The organism is Elioraea sp., from assembly GCF_022842375.1.
In the GTDB taxonomy this organism is placed as follows: Bacteria; Pseudomonadota; Alphaproteobacteria; order Acetobacterales; family Acetobacteraceae; genus Elioraea_A.
Genome location: NZ_JALHPR010000004.1, coordinates 111,219 through 125,444, shown reverse-complemented (window position 1 = coordinate 125,444; position 14,226 = coordinate 111,219). Strand labels below are relative to the sequence as shown.

The 14,226-nt window shown below is 70.2% G+C and carries 13 protein-coding genes; 7 read left to right on the top strand and 6 right to left on the bottom strand.

Annotation, left to right across the window (positions count from 1 at the left end):
* Positions 1 to 10 precede the first annotated feature (10 nt).
* Genes Q0C38_RS05465 through Q0C38_RS05450 form a run of 4 tightly spaced genes read left to right on the top strand, consistent with a single transcriptional unit; the run spans position 11 to position 3,223 of the window.
* A complete protein-coding gene (locus tag Q0C38_RS05465) occupies positions 11 to 877 on the top strand; it encodes a branched-chain amino acid ABC transporter permease (protein ID WP_291296053.1) in 867 nt (288 codons plus the stop codon).
* Positions 877 to 1,767: a branched-chain amino acid ABC transporter permease gene (locus Q0C38_RS05460; protein WP_291296052.1), complete on the top strand. Its 891-nt coding sequence runs from the start codon at positions 877 to 879 to the stop codon at positions 1,765 to 1,767. The genes Q0C38_RS05465 and Q0C38_RS05460 overlap by 1 nt, the downstream gene beginning before the upstream one ends.
* Positions 1,764 to 2,522, top strand: coding sequence for an ABC transporter ATP-binding protein (locus Q0C38_RS05455; protein ID WP_291296051.1), 759 nt, complete (start codon positions 1,764 to 1,766; stop codon positions 2,520 to 2,522). The genes Q0C38_RS05460 and Q0C38_RS05455 overlap by 4 nt, the downstream gene beginning before the upstream one ends.
* A complete protein-coding gene (locus Q0C38_RS05450; RefSeq protein WP_291296050.1) occupies positions 2,519 to 3,223 on the top strand; it encodes an ABC transporter ATP-binding protein in 705 nt (234 codons plus the stop codon). The genes Q0C38_RS05455 and Q0C38_RS05450 overlap by 4 nt, the downstream gene beginning before the upstream one ends.
* On the opposite strand, the gene Q0C38_RS05445 is transcribed toward Q0C38_RS05450, so the two are convergent.
* From Q0C38_RS05445 to glpD, 5 genes are all read right to left on the bottom strand, one after another.
* Positions 3,217 to 4,419, bottom strand: coding sequence for a TIGR03862 family flavoprotein (locus Q0C38_RS05445; RefSeq protein ID WP_291296049.1), 1,203 nt, complete (start codon positions 4,417 to 4,419; stop codon positions 3,217 to 3,219). The genes Q0C38_RS05450 and Q0C38_RS05445 overlap by 7 nt on opposite strands.
* Positions 4,420 to 4,460: 41 nt before the next feature.
* The gene (locus Q0C38_RS05440) at positions 4,461 to 4,817 is read right to left on the bottom strand and encodes a cytochrome c (RefSeq protein ID WP_291296048.1); all 357 of its coding nucleotides are present in this window, start codon (positions 4,815 to 4,817) and stop codon (positions 4,461 to 4,463) included.
* Positions 4,814 to 6,103 carry a sorbosone dehydrogenase family protein gene (locus Q0C38_RS05435; RefSeq protein ID WP_291296047.1) on the bottom strand — a complete coding sequence of 430 codons (1,290 nt, stop codon included), beginning with the start codon at positions 6,101 to 6,103 and terminating at the stop codon, positions 4,814 to 4,816. The genes Q0C38_RS05440 and Q0C38_RS05435 overlap by 4 nt, the downstream gene beginning before the upstream one ends.
* 178 nt (positions 6,104 to 6,281) lie before the next feature.
* Complete coding sequence (gene glpK, locus Q0C38_RS05430) at positions 6,282 to 7,775, bottom strand: glycerol kinase GlpK (RefSeq protein WP_291296046.1); 1,494 nt, start codon at positions 7,773 to 7,775, stop codon at positions 6,282 to 6,284.
* Positions 7,772 to 9,274, bottom strand: a complete 1,503-nt coding sequence (glpD, locus tag Q0C38_RS05425) for a glycerol-3-phosphate dehydrogenase (protein ID WP_291296176.1) — start codon at positions 9,272 to 9,274, stop codon at positions 7,772 to 7,774. Before glpD ends, glpK begins: the two co-directional genes overlap by 4 nt.
* A 132-nt stretch (positions 9,275 to 9,406) precedes the next feature.
* Here glpD and Q0C38_RS05420 point away from each other — a divergent pair, with 132 nt between their 5' ends.
* From Q0C38_RS05420 to chrA, 3 genes are all read left to right on the top strand, one after another.
* The gene (locus tag Q0C38_RS05420) at positions 9,407 to 10,618 is read left to right on the top strand and encodes an aminotransferase (RefSeq protein WP_291296045.1); all 1,212 of its coding nucleotides are present in this window, start codon (positions 9,407 to 9,409) and stop codon (positions 10,616 to 10,618) included.
* A gap of 119 nt (positions 10,619 to 10,737) precedes the next feature.
* Positions 10,738 to 11,565: a chromate resistance protein ChrB domain-containing protein gene (locus tag Q0C38_RS05415; RefSeq protein WP_291296044.1), complete on the top strand. Its 828-nt coding sequence runs from the start codon at positions 10,738 to 10,740 to the stop codon at positions 11,563 to 11,565.
* A complete protein-coding gene (gene chrA / locus Q0C38_RS05410; RefSeq protein ID WP_291296043.1) occupies positions 11,562 to 12,908 on the top strand; it encodes a chromate efflux transporter in 1,347 nt (448 codons plus the stop codon). Before Q0C38_RS05415 ends, chrA begins: the two co-directional genes overlap by 4 nt.
* Here chrA and opgC read toward each other — a convergent pair.
* Positions 12,905 to 13,975: an OpgC domain-containing protein gene (gene opgC / locus Q0C38_RS05405; protein WP_291296042.1), complete on the bottom strand. Its 1,071-nt coding sequence runs from the start codon at positions 13,973 to 13,975 to the stop codon at positions 12,905 to 12,907. The two genes, chrA and opgC, sit on opposite strands and share 4 nt — an antisense overlap.
* Positions 13,976 to 14,226 lie beyond the last annotated feature (251 nt).

The following is a 14,226-nucleotide window of genomic DNA, read 5'->3' as shown; positions in this document are numbered from 1 at the left end:
CCAATCGCCCATGGTTTTCTGGATCGAACTCCTCATCGCCGGCCTTGTGTCGGGGCTCGTCATCGGGCTCGTGGCGCTGTCGATCACGCTCGTCTTCGGCATCGCGCGGTTCCCCAATGCCGCGACCGGCGACACGATGACCCTCGGCGCCTATGGCGCGCTGGCCGGGCATGCGGCGACGGGCTCCATGCTGATCGGGGGCGCGATCGGAGCACTCGGCGGTGCCGCTGTCGGGCTGGCTGCCTACGCACTCGTTTTCCGCAGGCTGTCCAACCGCTCTACGGTGGCGCTCCTCGTCGCCTCGATCGGCATCGGCTTCATCATCCGCGCAGGCCTGTCGCTCGCCTTCGGCCATACGCAGCAGGTGTTCCAGGTGCCGCTCGTCCGCCCCTGGCGGTTCCAGGGCGTGCGCATCCACCCGAACGACCTCAGGCTCGCCGCGACGGCCATTGCCTCGCTCGCGGTCGTGTTCGCGACCCTCTACCTGACGCCGATCGGCCGGCGGATGCGCGCGGTGGCCGACGACCCGGCGCTTGCGCGCGTCTCGGGCATCTCGCCGGTGCGGGTCATGGTGGCGCTGTGGCTGCTCGCCGGGGCGGTCGCGGCCGTCGCCGGCGTCATCCTGGGCCTTCGTACGGTCGTGTCACCCGAGATGGGGTGGGAGATGCTGCTGCCGGGGTTCGCGGCCGCCATCCTCGGCGGCATCGGCAACCCGGCGGGTGCGGTGGTCGCTGGCCTCATCATCGGCATCGCGCAGGAGATGGCCACCCCCGTGGTGGGCTTCACCTACAAGATCGCGCTCTCCTTCGTGGTGATGCTCGTGGTGCTGCTGGTGCGCCCGCGTGGGTTGTTCGGGCGTGTCGAGGGGGTGCGCTGATGGAGGCCTATCTCGCGGCGATCGCGGCGATCGCGCTGATCTACGTGCTGCTCTCGCTCGGGCTGACGCTGCACTACGGCCTCACGGGGCTGATCAATTTCGGCCATGTCGGGTTCTTCTGCATCGGCGCCTATGCCGCGGCGATCCTCTCGACCACAGGGGGCATGCCGATCGTCGTCGGCTTCGTCGCCGCCGCGGTGCTCGCCGGCCTCGCCGCTTGGCCGATCGGGCTCGTCTCGCTTCGGCTGCGGGATGATTACTTCGCGATCGTGACGCTGGGCTTCAGTGAGACGGTGCGCCTCGTCGTCACGTCGGAGCGATGGCTGACCAACGGTGTGCAGGGCATTCCCGGTATCCCCCGCCTGTTCGAGGGGCTTGGCGTCGGGATGCCCTCGGCGCTTGCGATCCTCGGCGTGCTGCTGGCCGTCAACGCCGCCGCGGTGTGGCTGTTCTTCCGCCTGGTGAAGAGCCCGTTCGGCCGGATGATCGAGGCGATCCGCGACAACGAGGAGGCGGTGCGCGCGCTGGGCAAGGACCCAGCACGCTTCAAGATCCGCGTGCTCATGCTCGGCGCGGCACTTGCCGGCATCGCGGGGGCCTTCTACGCGCACTACATCGGCTACATCGTGCCTGACCAGTTCATCCCGCTCGTGACCTTCTATGTGTGGATGGCGATCATCATGGGCGGTGTCGGGCGCATCTCGGGTGCGATCGTCGGCTCGCTCCTGCTGATGCTGTTCCTCGAGGGCAGCCGCTTCCTGCGCGATGTGGTGCCGTTCATCTCGGCCGTCGACATGGCAAGCGTGCGGATCGGAGCCGTCGGCCTCGCACTCGTGCTGTTCACGCTCTACCGGCCGCAGGGCCTCATGGGCGACTACACGCGCAGATGAGCCTCGTTCTCGCCGATCTCGCAAAGTCCTGGGGCGGATTCTGTGCCGTGGATGCCGTCAGCCTCACGGTGCCGAAGGGCGGCCTCGTCGGCATCATCGGGCCGAACGGGGCGGGCAAGTCGACGCTGTTCTCGCTGGTCAGCGGTTTCCTCGCGCCCGATGCCGGCAGCGTGACGCTCGATGGCGCCGACATCACCAGGCTTGCGGCACATGAGCGGGCGCGGCGCGGCATGGTGCGCACCTTCCAGGTGCCGCGCGAGTTCGCCCACCTGACCGTGCGCGAGAACCTGATGGCCGCCGTGCCGGGGCAGAGCGGCGAGACGCTGCGCGGCCTGTTCCTCCGTCCCGCGATGGTGCGGGTCGAGGAGCAGGCGGCCGCCGCGCGCGTGGCCGACACCATCGCCTTCCTCCGCCTCGACCCCGTGGCCGATACGCCAGCCGGCAAGCTCTCCGGCGGGCAGAAGAAGCTGCTGGAGCTCGGCCGCGCGCTGATGACGGACCCGGCGCTGATCCTGCTCGACGAGCCCTTCGCCGGGGTGAACCCCGTGCTGGTGGAGGCGCTCTCGGCCCATATCAGGGCGCTGAACGCGCGCGGCATCGGCTTCCTGATCATCGAGCATGACCTGCCCGCACTGACACGCCTCGTCGGCGACATCCACGTGATGGATCGCGGCCGGGTCATCGCCTCCGGCCCGCCTGCCGCGGTGCTGGCCGATGCCGCGGTGCGCGAGGCCTATCTGGGAGGCAGCGCGTGAGCCTTCTCGCGATCGGCGATCTTCGCGGCGGGTATGGCGAGGTCGACATCCTCAACGGCATCGACCTGACGCTCGAGGCCGGCGAGATCCTGACCGTCGCCGGAACGAACGGCGCGGGCAAGTCGACGCTCGCCAAGGCGCTGGTGGGCCTGCTGCCGCGCGTGGCGGGGACGATCACGCTCGATGGCGCCGACATCACCGGCGTGCCGACGGAGGGTCGCGCCAGGCTCGGCATCGGCTACGTGCCGCAGGTGTCGAACGTCTTCCCCTCCCTCTCGGTCGTCGAGAACCTCGAGGTGGTGGAGGGTGTGGCCGCGCCGCGGGCGCGCATCGCCGAGCTGATGGCGGCGTTTCCCGCCCTGGCAGAGCGCAGGCGCGCGCGCGCCGGCTCACTCTCGGGCGGGGAGCGTCAGATGCTCGCCTTCGCGCGTGCGCTGATGACGCGGCCGCGCCTGATGGTGCTCGACGAACCCACCGCCGCGCTCGCGCCAACGCTCGTGGCCGGTGCCTTCGCGCGCATCAAAGGATTGCCCGCCCTGGGTGCGGCCGTGCTGCTGATCGAGCAGCGTGCGCGCCAGGCGCTGGCCATCAGCGATCGCGGCGCGATCCTCGATGGCGGCCGCGTCGCGCTTGCCGGCCCGGCGGCGGCGTTGCTCGCCGATGATCGTGCGGCGGCGCTATACCTTGGCCAGGCTCACTGAGCGTCCAGGTAGGCGAGAACGCCGCTTCCCGCCGCGACGCCGGTGGCGAAGCAGGCCTGCAGCAGGTAGCCGCCGGTCGGTGCCTCCCAGTCGAGCATCTCGCCGCAGACGAACACGCCCGGCAACTGGCGGAGCATGAAGTGCGCGTCGCACTCCTCCGCCACGATGCCGCCGGCCGAGGAGATCGCACGCGCAAGCCCCGCCATGCCGGTGATGGTGAGCGGCAACGCCTTGATCAGTGCCGCGAGATCAGCCCCCGTGCTGCCTGCATGCAGTGCCTCCTGCACCAGCCCGATCGCGGGCGGCGAGAGCCCCGCGGCCTTGCGCAGGAAGGTCGAGAGAGACTGCCCGCGCCGTGGTGCGGCGACACGCTCGGCCAGCGCGGCGCGGGGCAGGTCCGGGCGGAGATCGAGTGTGAGCGTCGCACCGTCCTCGACCGCAAGGCCATCGCGCAGCGCGGCTGAGAGGGCATAGATGGCGCCGCCCTCGAGGCCTGTCTGGGTCACCATGGCTTCGCCGCGCACGGTACGGCCGCGGAAGGTGATGGCGATGCGCTTGAGCGGCATGCCGGAATGGCGCGCTCGGAACATCTCCGACCACGCGACCAGCATGCCGCAATTGGCGGCCACGAGTGGAGCGATGCGGATGCCCGGCAGCAGCGCCTGCCAACCGCCGTCCGACCCGAGCCGCGGCCAGGAGGCTCCGCCGAGCGCGAGCACGGAAGCGGCAGGGTGGACCGCGACGAGGCCTGATGGCGTGTCGAATCGTAACATTCCGTTTTCGTCACGGCCGATCCAGCGGTGCCGCGTGGCGATGCGCACCCCTTGCGCGTCCAGCCGGGCGAGCCAGGCGCGGAGGAGGGGAGAGGACTTCATCGCGCGGGGAAAAACCCGCCCGCTCGAGCCCGTGAAAATCTCCTGCCCGAGCCCTTCCGCCCAGGCGATCAGCGCCGCGGGTGGAAAAGCCACGATCGCCGGCGTGAGCCAGCCCTCGGCGCCGCCGTAGCGGCCGAGGAAGGCATCGCGCGGCTCGCCGTGGGTGAGGTTCAGCCCGCCGCGCCCGGCGATGAGCAGCTTCCGCCCGACCGACGGCATGTGGTCGAACACCACGACGCCACGGCCCGCGGCGGCGATCGTCTCCGCCGCCATCAGCCCTGCCGGCCCGGCCCCGATCACTGCAACGATGTCATTGTCCATCGCCGCATCATGCACCGCCAGCGTGGATCAGTCGCGCCCCGTCAGTCTCGGCCGGGGATCCGCACCGCCTCGAGCTCGATGGCGCTGTAGTAGGCGACCAACGCAAGAATCTGATCGTCCGTGAGCCCCTCGGCGGCGATGCTCATCTGTTCCTGCCGGCGCGTGCCGTCGCGATACGCGCGAAGCTGGTCGATCAGGTACGCCTCCGGCTGGCCACCGATGTTTGGCGCGTTCGCCTGTTTCGAGAGCCCGTCCATGCCGTGGCAGGCCTGGCATGATCGGGCGGCGAGCAGCCGCCCGGCGCGCCAGTCACCGGCCTGGGCGAGGGCGGGCAGCGAGAGAAGCAGGCCGGCCGCGAACGCCGCGGCCGGCCCCAGGACGGAAAGCGTGATCCTCACCGGCGGTACGAGATCCGGTAGATCGCGCCGGCCGTGTCGTCGCTGACGAGCAGGCTGCCATCTGGCAGCTGCGCGACATCGACGATGCGGCCGTAGTACTCGCCCGTCTCGTCATCGAGCCAACCCGCGGCGAACACTTCCGGCTCGCCGGCCATGCCGCTACCGTCGGGCTTCATCGGCGTGAACATCACGCGGGCGCCCACCGGCGTGGTGCGGTTCCAGCTGCCGCGCTGGGCACTGAACAGCCCGCCGCGGAAGCGCTCGGGGAACTGCGTGCCGGTGTAGAAGTGAAGCCCGAGGTCGGCCGCATGCGCGACCATCTCGGCCTCGGGGTGCGTCACGCGCGGAAGTTGCGCATCTGGAACGTCTTTGAACTCGACGGTGCGCACGCGGCCGCCGCCGAAATACGGGTGGCCGAAATGCAGGCCCGGCCCCGTCGCGCGGTTGATCTCGCCTGGCGGCGTATCGTCGCCCATGCCGTCGACCTGGTTGTCGGTGAACCAGAGCTCGCGCGTGCGCGGGTTGAAGGCGATGCCGACGCTGTTGCGGATGCCGCGTGCATAGACCTCGCGATTGGAGCCGTCGCGGTCCATCCTGATCACGCCGCCGATGCCGACCTGGTTGTAGAGCTCAAGCTTTGCGGCCGGGGCGACGTTGAACGGCTGGCCGAGCGAGACGTAGAGCTTGTTGTCAGGCCCGATGCGGCAGACGCGGTGGCCGTGGTTGAAGCTCTCCTCCGCGGGCGGGATCAGCTTGCCCTGTTCCACGACCGTGGCGACCGCGACGTCCGGCCCCTCGAAGAAGAACTCGGCTGCAGGGAACACCAGCACCCTGTTGTGCTCGACGACGTAGAGGAACCCGTCGGGGCTGTAGCAGGGGTTGGGCTGGGTGAAGCGCACGGCGGGTGCGAAGCGCTTCACCTCGTCGGCGATACGGTCCTTGTCGCGGTCGACCACGACCCACATCTGCGACTTCCGCGTGCCGACGAAGACGTTGGCGTTGTTGCGCGAGACCGCCATGTGCCGCGCATCGGGCACCACGGCATAGAGCTCGATCTGGAAGCCCTGGGGCAGGCGGATGCGCTGGAGGTTGCGGCGGATCTGGTCGGCGCGGCGGCCTGTCTGCGGCACCAGCTCCATGTCGAGGGACTGGCCGGTCGTCTGGAAGTTCTGCATGCGCTGCAGGGCCTGCGCATCGGTCGGTGCCTGCTGGGCGATGGCGCCCTGGGTGATTGCAAGGGCGCCGAAGCCGAGCGCCATGGCGGACGCAAGAAGCATCGTTCGCATCAGGATGGTCCTCCCCACGCGGTTCGGCCCCGTCGTTTTGAGCGTGAGGCGGCCGCCACGGTGTTGTTTGGTCGGCCGACGATACGGCCGCGCAAAGTGTGCGCGCGGGGAATTGCCCTTCTCAAGCGAAAAAACAGCGGCTCGGCACGGAATGCGTGCAGGCCGGCCGGGGCAGCGATCACGTCAGCGTGCGGCGAATGGCATCCCGCCAGATCGCGTGCCGCCGTGCGCGTTCATCCTCCGCCATGGCTGGAACGAAGCGCCGATCGAGTGCCCAGGTGGCGGCGAAGGCATCGGGTCCGGCGAAGATCCCGGCATCGAGCCCGGCAAAATAGGCCGCCCCCAGCGCCGTCGTCTCGTTCACGCGCGGGCGGTCGACCGGGCAGGCGAGGATGTCGGCGAGGAACTGCATCGTCCAGTTGCTCGCCGCCATGCCGCCATCGACGCGTAGCACCGTCTCGGTCGCGCGCTCGCCCCAGTCCTTGTGCATCGCGTCGATCATGTCGCGCGTCTGCAGCGCCACGCACTCCAGCGCGGCGCGGGCGAGTTCCGCCCGCGTGGTGCCGCGCGTCAGACCGAAGATCGCCCCGCGCGCGTCGGCGTCCCACCATGGCGCGCCCAGGCCGACGAAGGCCGGGACGAGGGTGACGTTCTGTGCCGGATCGGCACGTTCCGCGAGCGCTCCCGTCTCGGCCGCGTGCGCGATGAGGCCGAGCCCGTCGCGCAGCCATTGCACGGCAGCACCTGCGACGAAGATGGCTCCTTCGAGGGCGTAGGTGCGCCTGCCGCCGATCTGCGCGGCGATGGTGGTGAGCAGGCGGTGCGATGACGCAACGGGCGTCTCGCCGGTGTGCAACAGCGCGAAGCACCCCGTGCCGTAGGTCGATTTCACCATGCCGGGGGAGAAGCAGGCCTGGCCCGCGAGCGCTGCCTGCTGGTCACCGGCCATGCCGCGGATCGGGATGGCGGCACCGAGATGCTGCGCCTCGGCGATGCCGAAGAGCCCTGCCGTGTCGCGCACGTCGGGCAGCACCGCGGCGGGGATGCGGAACAGCCGCAGCATCGCGGGGCTCCACGCGCCGGTGTGGATGTCGAGCAGCATGGTGCGGGACGCGTTGGTCGCATCCGTCGCGTGAACCGCGCCCCCCGTCAGCCGCCAGAGCAGGAACGTATCGATCGTGCCGAAGGCGAGTTTCCCGGCCTCCGCGTCCACGCGCGCGCCCGGAATGGTATCGAGCAGCCAGGCGAGCTTGGTGGCGGAGAAGTAGGGATCGAGCAGCAGCCCCGTCGTCGCCGCCACCTCCGCCTCGTGGCCCTTCGCCTTCAGCGTGGCGCAGAGAGGGGCCGTGCGCCGGTCCTGCCAGACGATGGCGTTGTACAGCGGCCGCCCCGTCCCGCGGTCCCACAGCACGGTGGTCTCGCGCTGGTTGGTGATCCCGATCGCGGCGATGTCGGCGGCCGTGAGGCCGGCGTTGCGGATGGCGGCGCGGGATGTCTCGACCACGCTCTGCCAGATCGCGTCGGCATCGTGCTCGACCCAGCCGGGCTCCGGATAGGCTTGCGGGAATTCCTGCTGCGCCATGCCCGCCACCGCGGCCCCGGCATCGAACACGATGGCGCGGGAGGAGGTGGTGCCCTGGTCGATGGCGAGGATGTGTGTGGGGCCGCTCATGCCGCGACCCGCTCGTGCATCGCCGCGGCCACCGCCGCGCGCTGTGTCTCGGTCAGGCGAAGCCCGAGCTTGGATCGGCGCCACAGCACGTCATCGCCGGTGCGCGCCCACTCGTTGCGTGAAAGATACGCCAACTCCGCCTCCGTCAGGCCAGCGCCGAAGTCGCGGCCGAGATCGGCCATCGTCGCAGAACCGGCGAGCAGCGCCTCAGCCCCCGTGCCATAGGCGCGGGCGAGGCGCCGCGCGAGAGGGTGGGGGAGCCAGGGCCGCGCGGCGGCAATCCGGTCCACCAGCGCATCGAACCCGTCGCGCGGGAAATCGCCGCCCGGCAGCGCCGCGCTGCCTGTCCAGCCCACCGGCTTGCCCGTGCGCTGCGGCAGATGGTCGCCGAGCTTGGCGAGCGCGGCTTCCGCCAGGCGCCGGTAGGTGGTGATCTTGCCGCCGAACACGGAGAGCGCCGGTGGCTGCCCCGTGGGTGCGTCGAGCGCGAGGACGTAGTCGCGCGTCGCTTCCTGTGCGGCGGAGGCACCGTCATCATAGAGGGGGCGGACGCCGGAATAGGTCCACACCACATCTTCCGGGGTGACAGCCTGTTTCAGGTACGCGCTGACCGCGTCGCAGAGATAGGCGATCTCGCTTTCGCTTGCCGCGACCGACGCCGGGTCTCCCTGCCAGTCACGGTCGGTCGTGCCGATCAGGGTGAAGTCGGTCTCGTAGGGAATGGCGAAGACGATGCGCTTGTCGGTGTTCTGCAGGATGTAGCAACGGTCATGCGCGAACAGGCGGGGGACGACGATGTGGCTTCCCTGCACGAGCCTGACGGCGGCCGGTGCATTCGCCCCCATGACGCCGCCGAGCACGGACGACACCCAGGGTCCGGCTGCGTTGACGAGCGCGCGGGCGCGGAACGTGCGGCAATTCGTGCCATCTGCGTCGGCAAGCGTCAGCGTCCACGCGCCTTCCTCCCGCACGGCGGAGAGGCAGCGCGTGCGCGTCTCGATCACCGCCCCGTGTGAGGCGGCATCGCGCGCGTTCAGCACCACGAGCCTGCTATCCTCGACCCAGCAATCGGAATACTCGAACCCACGCCGGAACCGCGCGGCGAGCGGTGTGCCGGCGGCATCGCGCGCGAGGTCGAGGCTTCGCGTGCCGGGAAGGGCCGTGCGCCCGCCGAGATGGTCATAGATGAACAGGCCGAGGCGCAGCATCCACGCAGGCCTCAACCCATCATGGTGCGGCAGCACGAAGCGCAGCGGCCAGACGATGTGCGGCGCGATCCCCCACAGCACCTCGCGCTCCTCCAGCGCCTCGCGCACCAGGCGGAAGGCCCAGTGCTCCAGATAGCGCAGGCCACCGTGGATCAGCTTGGTCGAGGCGGCCGAGGTCGCGCCGCCAAGATCGCCCTGCTCGACGAGGTGGACGGAGAGGCCACGCCCCGCGGCATCGCGCGCGATGCCCGCGCCGTTGATGCCGCCGCCGATGATCGCGAGATCGACCATCCCATCCTGTGCCACGCGTTTTCCTTCTTCGCCGCTGAAGCCGGACGCTACGGCCGCGGGGCCGTGACCGTCCAGGCCCCGGATGGATCAGCCCCGATGGACCATGGAGGGGCGCAATGACAGAGTGCGGCCATGCCGACCGACGCACCCCCGCCCGCCCGCCCCGACACCCTCCTGCCGCCCCCCGCGGCGACCGTCGCCGCGACCGATGCGCCGCCCATCCCCGCCGCGCGCGCCTGGGCCGCGAGATACGACGGCCGCGCTGGCCCCGCGATCGACATGACGCAGGCCGTGCCCGGCTATCCGCCGCCGCCAGCGCTGCTCGCACGCCTGGCGGAGGCTGCGGGCTCCCGCGCCGCGTCAGGCTATGGACCGATCCTTGGCGACGGGGTCTTGCGCGAGGCGCTCGCGGCCGACATCGCCACGACCTACGAGGCGGCGATCGGGCCTGGCGATGTCGCGATCACGGCCGGCTGCAACCTCGCCTTCGCGATGACGATGGCCACCATCGCCGCACCTGGCGATGCGGTGATGCTGCCCGCCCCCTGGTACTTCAACCACCGCATGGCGCTGTCGCTCCGCGGCGTCGCAGCCGTGCCGCTGCCCTGCCTGGCGGAGGACGGCTTCATCCCCGACCCCGACCGCGCCGCGGCACTGCTGCACCCGGGCGTGCGGGCGATCGTCCTCGTCACCCCGAACAACCCGACGGGCGCGGTGTATCCGCCGGAGACGATCGCGCGCTTCGCGGCCCTTGCCCGCGCGCGCGGCCTCTGGCTCGTGGTCGATGAGACCTATCGGGATTTCCTGCCAGGCCATGCACCGCCGCACGCGCTCTTCTCTGATCCTGCATGGCGCGACACGGTCATTCACCTTTACTCCTTCTCGAAGGCCTATTGCGTCCCTGGCCACCGTGTCGGCGCGGTTGCCGCCGGAGAGCGCTTCATGGGCGAGTTCGCCAAGGCGGTCGACACGCTGCAGATCTGCGCGCCACGGCATGCGCAGGCGGCCCTTGCCTGGGCGATCGAGGGCCTGCGGGACTGGCGCATCGGCAACCGCGCGATCATGGCCGGCAGGGCAGAGGCGTTCGCCCGCGCGCTCGCCACGGCACCCGATTGGCGCATCGATGCGCTCGGCGGCTACTTCGCCTATCTCCGCCTGCCCGATGCTGCGCCCGATGCGCTGGTGGTGGCAGAACACCTCGCCGCCGCGCGCGGCCTGCTCGTCCTGCCCGGCCCCTTCTTCGGTCCGGGGCAGGAGCGGCATCTCAGGCTCGCCTTCGCCAATGCGGAGGAGGCGGTGATCGATGCGGTTCCGGCACGATTGGCCCTCGCTGGCAACCGTTGACGCACCGAGCCGCGTCTGCGACCGTGCTCCCTACGGCGCCTGTCGCGGGCGCGCCGTCAGACGCCACGCGTCCAAGCCTGCGTTTCCGCTCCGGCCTCGCCGGACGACAGGAGACGCTCATGGACGCCGACCAAACGGTCACGACGCAGCTTTCGGTGCCGATCACGGCTGAGCGTGCGCTCGCGCTCGCATCCAGCTTCCCCGGGCCGCAGCTCCTCGATGTCCGCCGCGGGCCGGTGTTCGCGGCAGCCACCACCTCGCTCCCTGGCGCGATCCGGCGCGACGCTGAGGCGGTCACGTCATGGATCGGCACGCTCGACCCGCATCGCGCCGTGATCGCCGCCTGCGTGTGGGGCCACGGCGTGTCACAGGGTGTTGCCACCGCGCTGGGGCGGAGCGGGTTTGCCGCGTTCCACCTCGCTGGCGGCATCGCCGAGTGGGAGGCGCTCGGCTTCCCGCTCGCGCCCAAGCCGGGCCGCCCGCGCGTGTTCGTGACGCGCGCGCGGCCTAAGATCGACCGCATCGCCTGCCCCTGGTTCATCCGCCGCTTCATCGACCCCGATGCGCGGATCGTCTATGTGCCGTCGCCCGATGTCGCTCGCATCGCGGCTGAGACGGCTGCCACGGAATTCGACATTCCCGGCGCGCCCTATACGCATGAGGGCGAGCGGTGCAGCTTCGATGCGTTCGTCGCGCGCCACCGGCCTGACGATCCGGCGATGGCCCTGCTCGCCGGGGTCGTGCGCGGCGTCGATACCGGGAGACCTGAACTCAATGCCGCCGGACCTGGCCTTCTCGCGCTGTCGCTTGGCCTTTCCGCGCTCCTGGCCGATGACGATGCGGCCGCACTCCGCCACGGCATGGTGATGTACGACGCGCTCTACCTCTGGTGCCGCGACTGCCAGGGTGAGCAGCACCGCTGGCCGCCGAGGGTGGACCGGACATGAACGATGCGACGCTGACGGCCGCACGCGCCTTCCCGACGCTGCGCGAGGCGCTCGCGGTGTGGTTCCGCATCGGCTGCCTGTCCTTCGGCGGGCCTGCGGCGCAGATCGCGCTGATGCACCGCGAGGTGGTGGACCAGCGCGCCTGGGTGTCGGAGCGGCGTTTCCTGCATGCGCTCAACTTCTGCATGCTGCTGCCGGGGCCCGAGGCGCAGCAACTCGCCACCTATCTCGGCTGGCTGATGCATGGCGTGCGCGGCGGGCTCGCGGCGGGGCTGCTGTTCATCCTCCCCGGTGCGCTCGTCATGCTCGTGCTCTCGAGCATCTACGCGGTGGCGGGCGACGTGCCGCTCGTCGCGGCGCTGTTCTTCGGCCTGAAATGCGCGGTGCTCGTCGTCGTCGTCGAGGCGCTGATCAGGGTGGCGCGGCGCGCGCTGAAGGGGCGCGCGGCGGTGGTACTCGCGGTGCTGGCGTTCGTCGCCCTCTTCGCGTTCTCGGTGCCGTTCCCGGTCGTCGTGCTCGCTGCCGCGCTGGTGGGCTATCTCGCGCCGGGGCATTTCTCTGCCGGCGGCCACGGTGCTGCGAACGGCGACCGGCCGGCGCTGCTCGACGCGCTGCTCGAGGCCGATCCGGGCCGGATCGGGCGGCTGACGGCGGCGGCACGGCAGGCGGGGCTCGTCGCCATCGCCGTGTGGCTCGTGCCGGTGGTGCTGCTCGTCGCGATTGATGCCCCCGGCGTGTGGGCGCAGATCGCACTGTTCTTCTCGAAGATGGCGGTCGTGACCTTCGGCGGCGCCTACGCGGTGCTCGCCTATGTCGCGCAGGAGGCAGTCGAACGCCAAGGCTGGCTGACGGCGGCCGACATGCTGGCCGGGCTGGGCCTGGCCGAGACGACGCCCGGGCCGCTGATCCTCGTGCTGCAGTTCGTCGGCTTCCTCGCCGGGTTCGCCGAGGGCGGGCTCGCCGCCGGAATGCTCGGCGCGGGGCTGACGCTGCTGGTCACGTTTGCGCCGTGCTTTGCGTGGATTTTCCTCGGCGCCCCCTTCGTCGAGCGGCTGCATGGTGCGCGCAAGCTGGCTGGGGCGCTCGCCGCCGTCACCGCGTCGGTGGTGGGCGTGATCGCGAACCTCGCCCTCTGGTTCGGGCTTCGCGTGCTGTTCAGCGAACTGGCCGTCGTCACGTTCGGGCCCGTCACGCTCGACCTTCCCGTGCCGGCGAGCGTCGATCCAGCGGCCCTCGTGCTCGCGCTGTTTGCTGCCGCGCTTCTGTTTGCGCTGAAGCAGGGCATCGTCCGCACGCTGGGGGCAAGCGCGCTGGCGGGGCTCGCGCTGCGGGCGGTGTTCTAGCTGACGACTTCCAGGGCCCTGACGCTCGCCACGTACAGTATCAGCCCTGCGGCCAGCACCAGCACATAGGCAACGACCCCGCCCCCGAGGGCGAGGAAGGCGGTTCCCATCAGCAGCGTCATCACGACGCCGACGCAGAACATCTCGAGGCTGAGCGCGCCCGAGCGCGCAAGCAGGTCGGCGAGCCAGGGAATGGCGCGTTCCAGCCACGCGACGGCGAGGATGAACAGGGGCACCAGGCAAATGAAGTTGGCGAGCCGGAGCGGGCCAAAGGCGGCCTTGTTGGCAAGCGGCAGAACCCACCCGGCGAGAGCGGGCGAGACGCGGATGCCCGTGCGCAGCGCGAAGAACGAGACGCATGCAGCCGCGAGCAGCCAAGCTTGGCTGCGGCTGAGCGACGCGATGATCGTGTCGAAGCCGCGCTGCATGCCGAGGAACACGCCCATCGCGAACAGCGCCTGCCAGCCGAACGGATTGAAGCTGTGCATCCCTGCCCAGGTGCTCGTCATCGCCAGCGGGCCGGCCTGGACCGCGAGCCAGACGGCGAATGACGCCGCACCCGTCGCGGCGACGCTGCGGCGGAAGCCCCACAGCATGACGGGGGCCGTGGCAAGGAGGAGCAGGTAGAGGGCGAGGATGTTGATGAAGAGGGCCGAGTGCACGAGCAGGACGAGGTCCGCGAGCGCCTTTCGGCCATTCTCCTCGAAAACCAGGAGATCGAGCGTGCGCAGGACGCGCGGGTCATCGATCAGCAGCCATGAGAGCGCGGCGCAGAGGGCGATCGTGAACACCATCGCGCGGAAGATCTGGGCCATGCGCCGCAGCGTCTGGCGGATCACGGATGCGTACCCGTCGCGAACGGCACGATGCCCGTAGACGAGCCCGTATACGTACCCCGACAGGAACACGAAGAAATCCGCCGGGTCACAGAATTGCAGGTCCGACAGGTAGGGGGCGCGAAACCCGCCGAGCGTGCCGAGGGCAGCCGCGACCTGCGAGAAGTGGGGATGCAGGATCAGCAGCAATGCGATGCCGCGGGCGATGTCGATCGCGCTGTCGCGGCGCATCGGGCGGCTTGCGCATCGCTCCAGGAACGCGGGTTGGCGAAACACGATCGGAGCGAGCGCTCGGCCTTCATCGGTGATCATGGTACAAGACCGGTATAAAATTGGCCAATACGTCACAGTAATCATGCCCGGTGCAGAGCGGGATGATATTACCGTGTGACGCAGCATGGCTAATTCGCCATTCCTAGGTATTATTGCTTATATGCCGACGGTTAGGGCAAGTTCATGAGACGAAATATCAGCTCATGAGC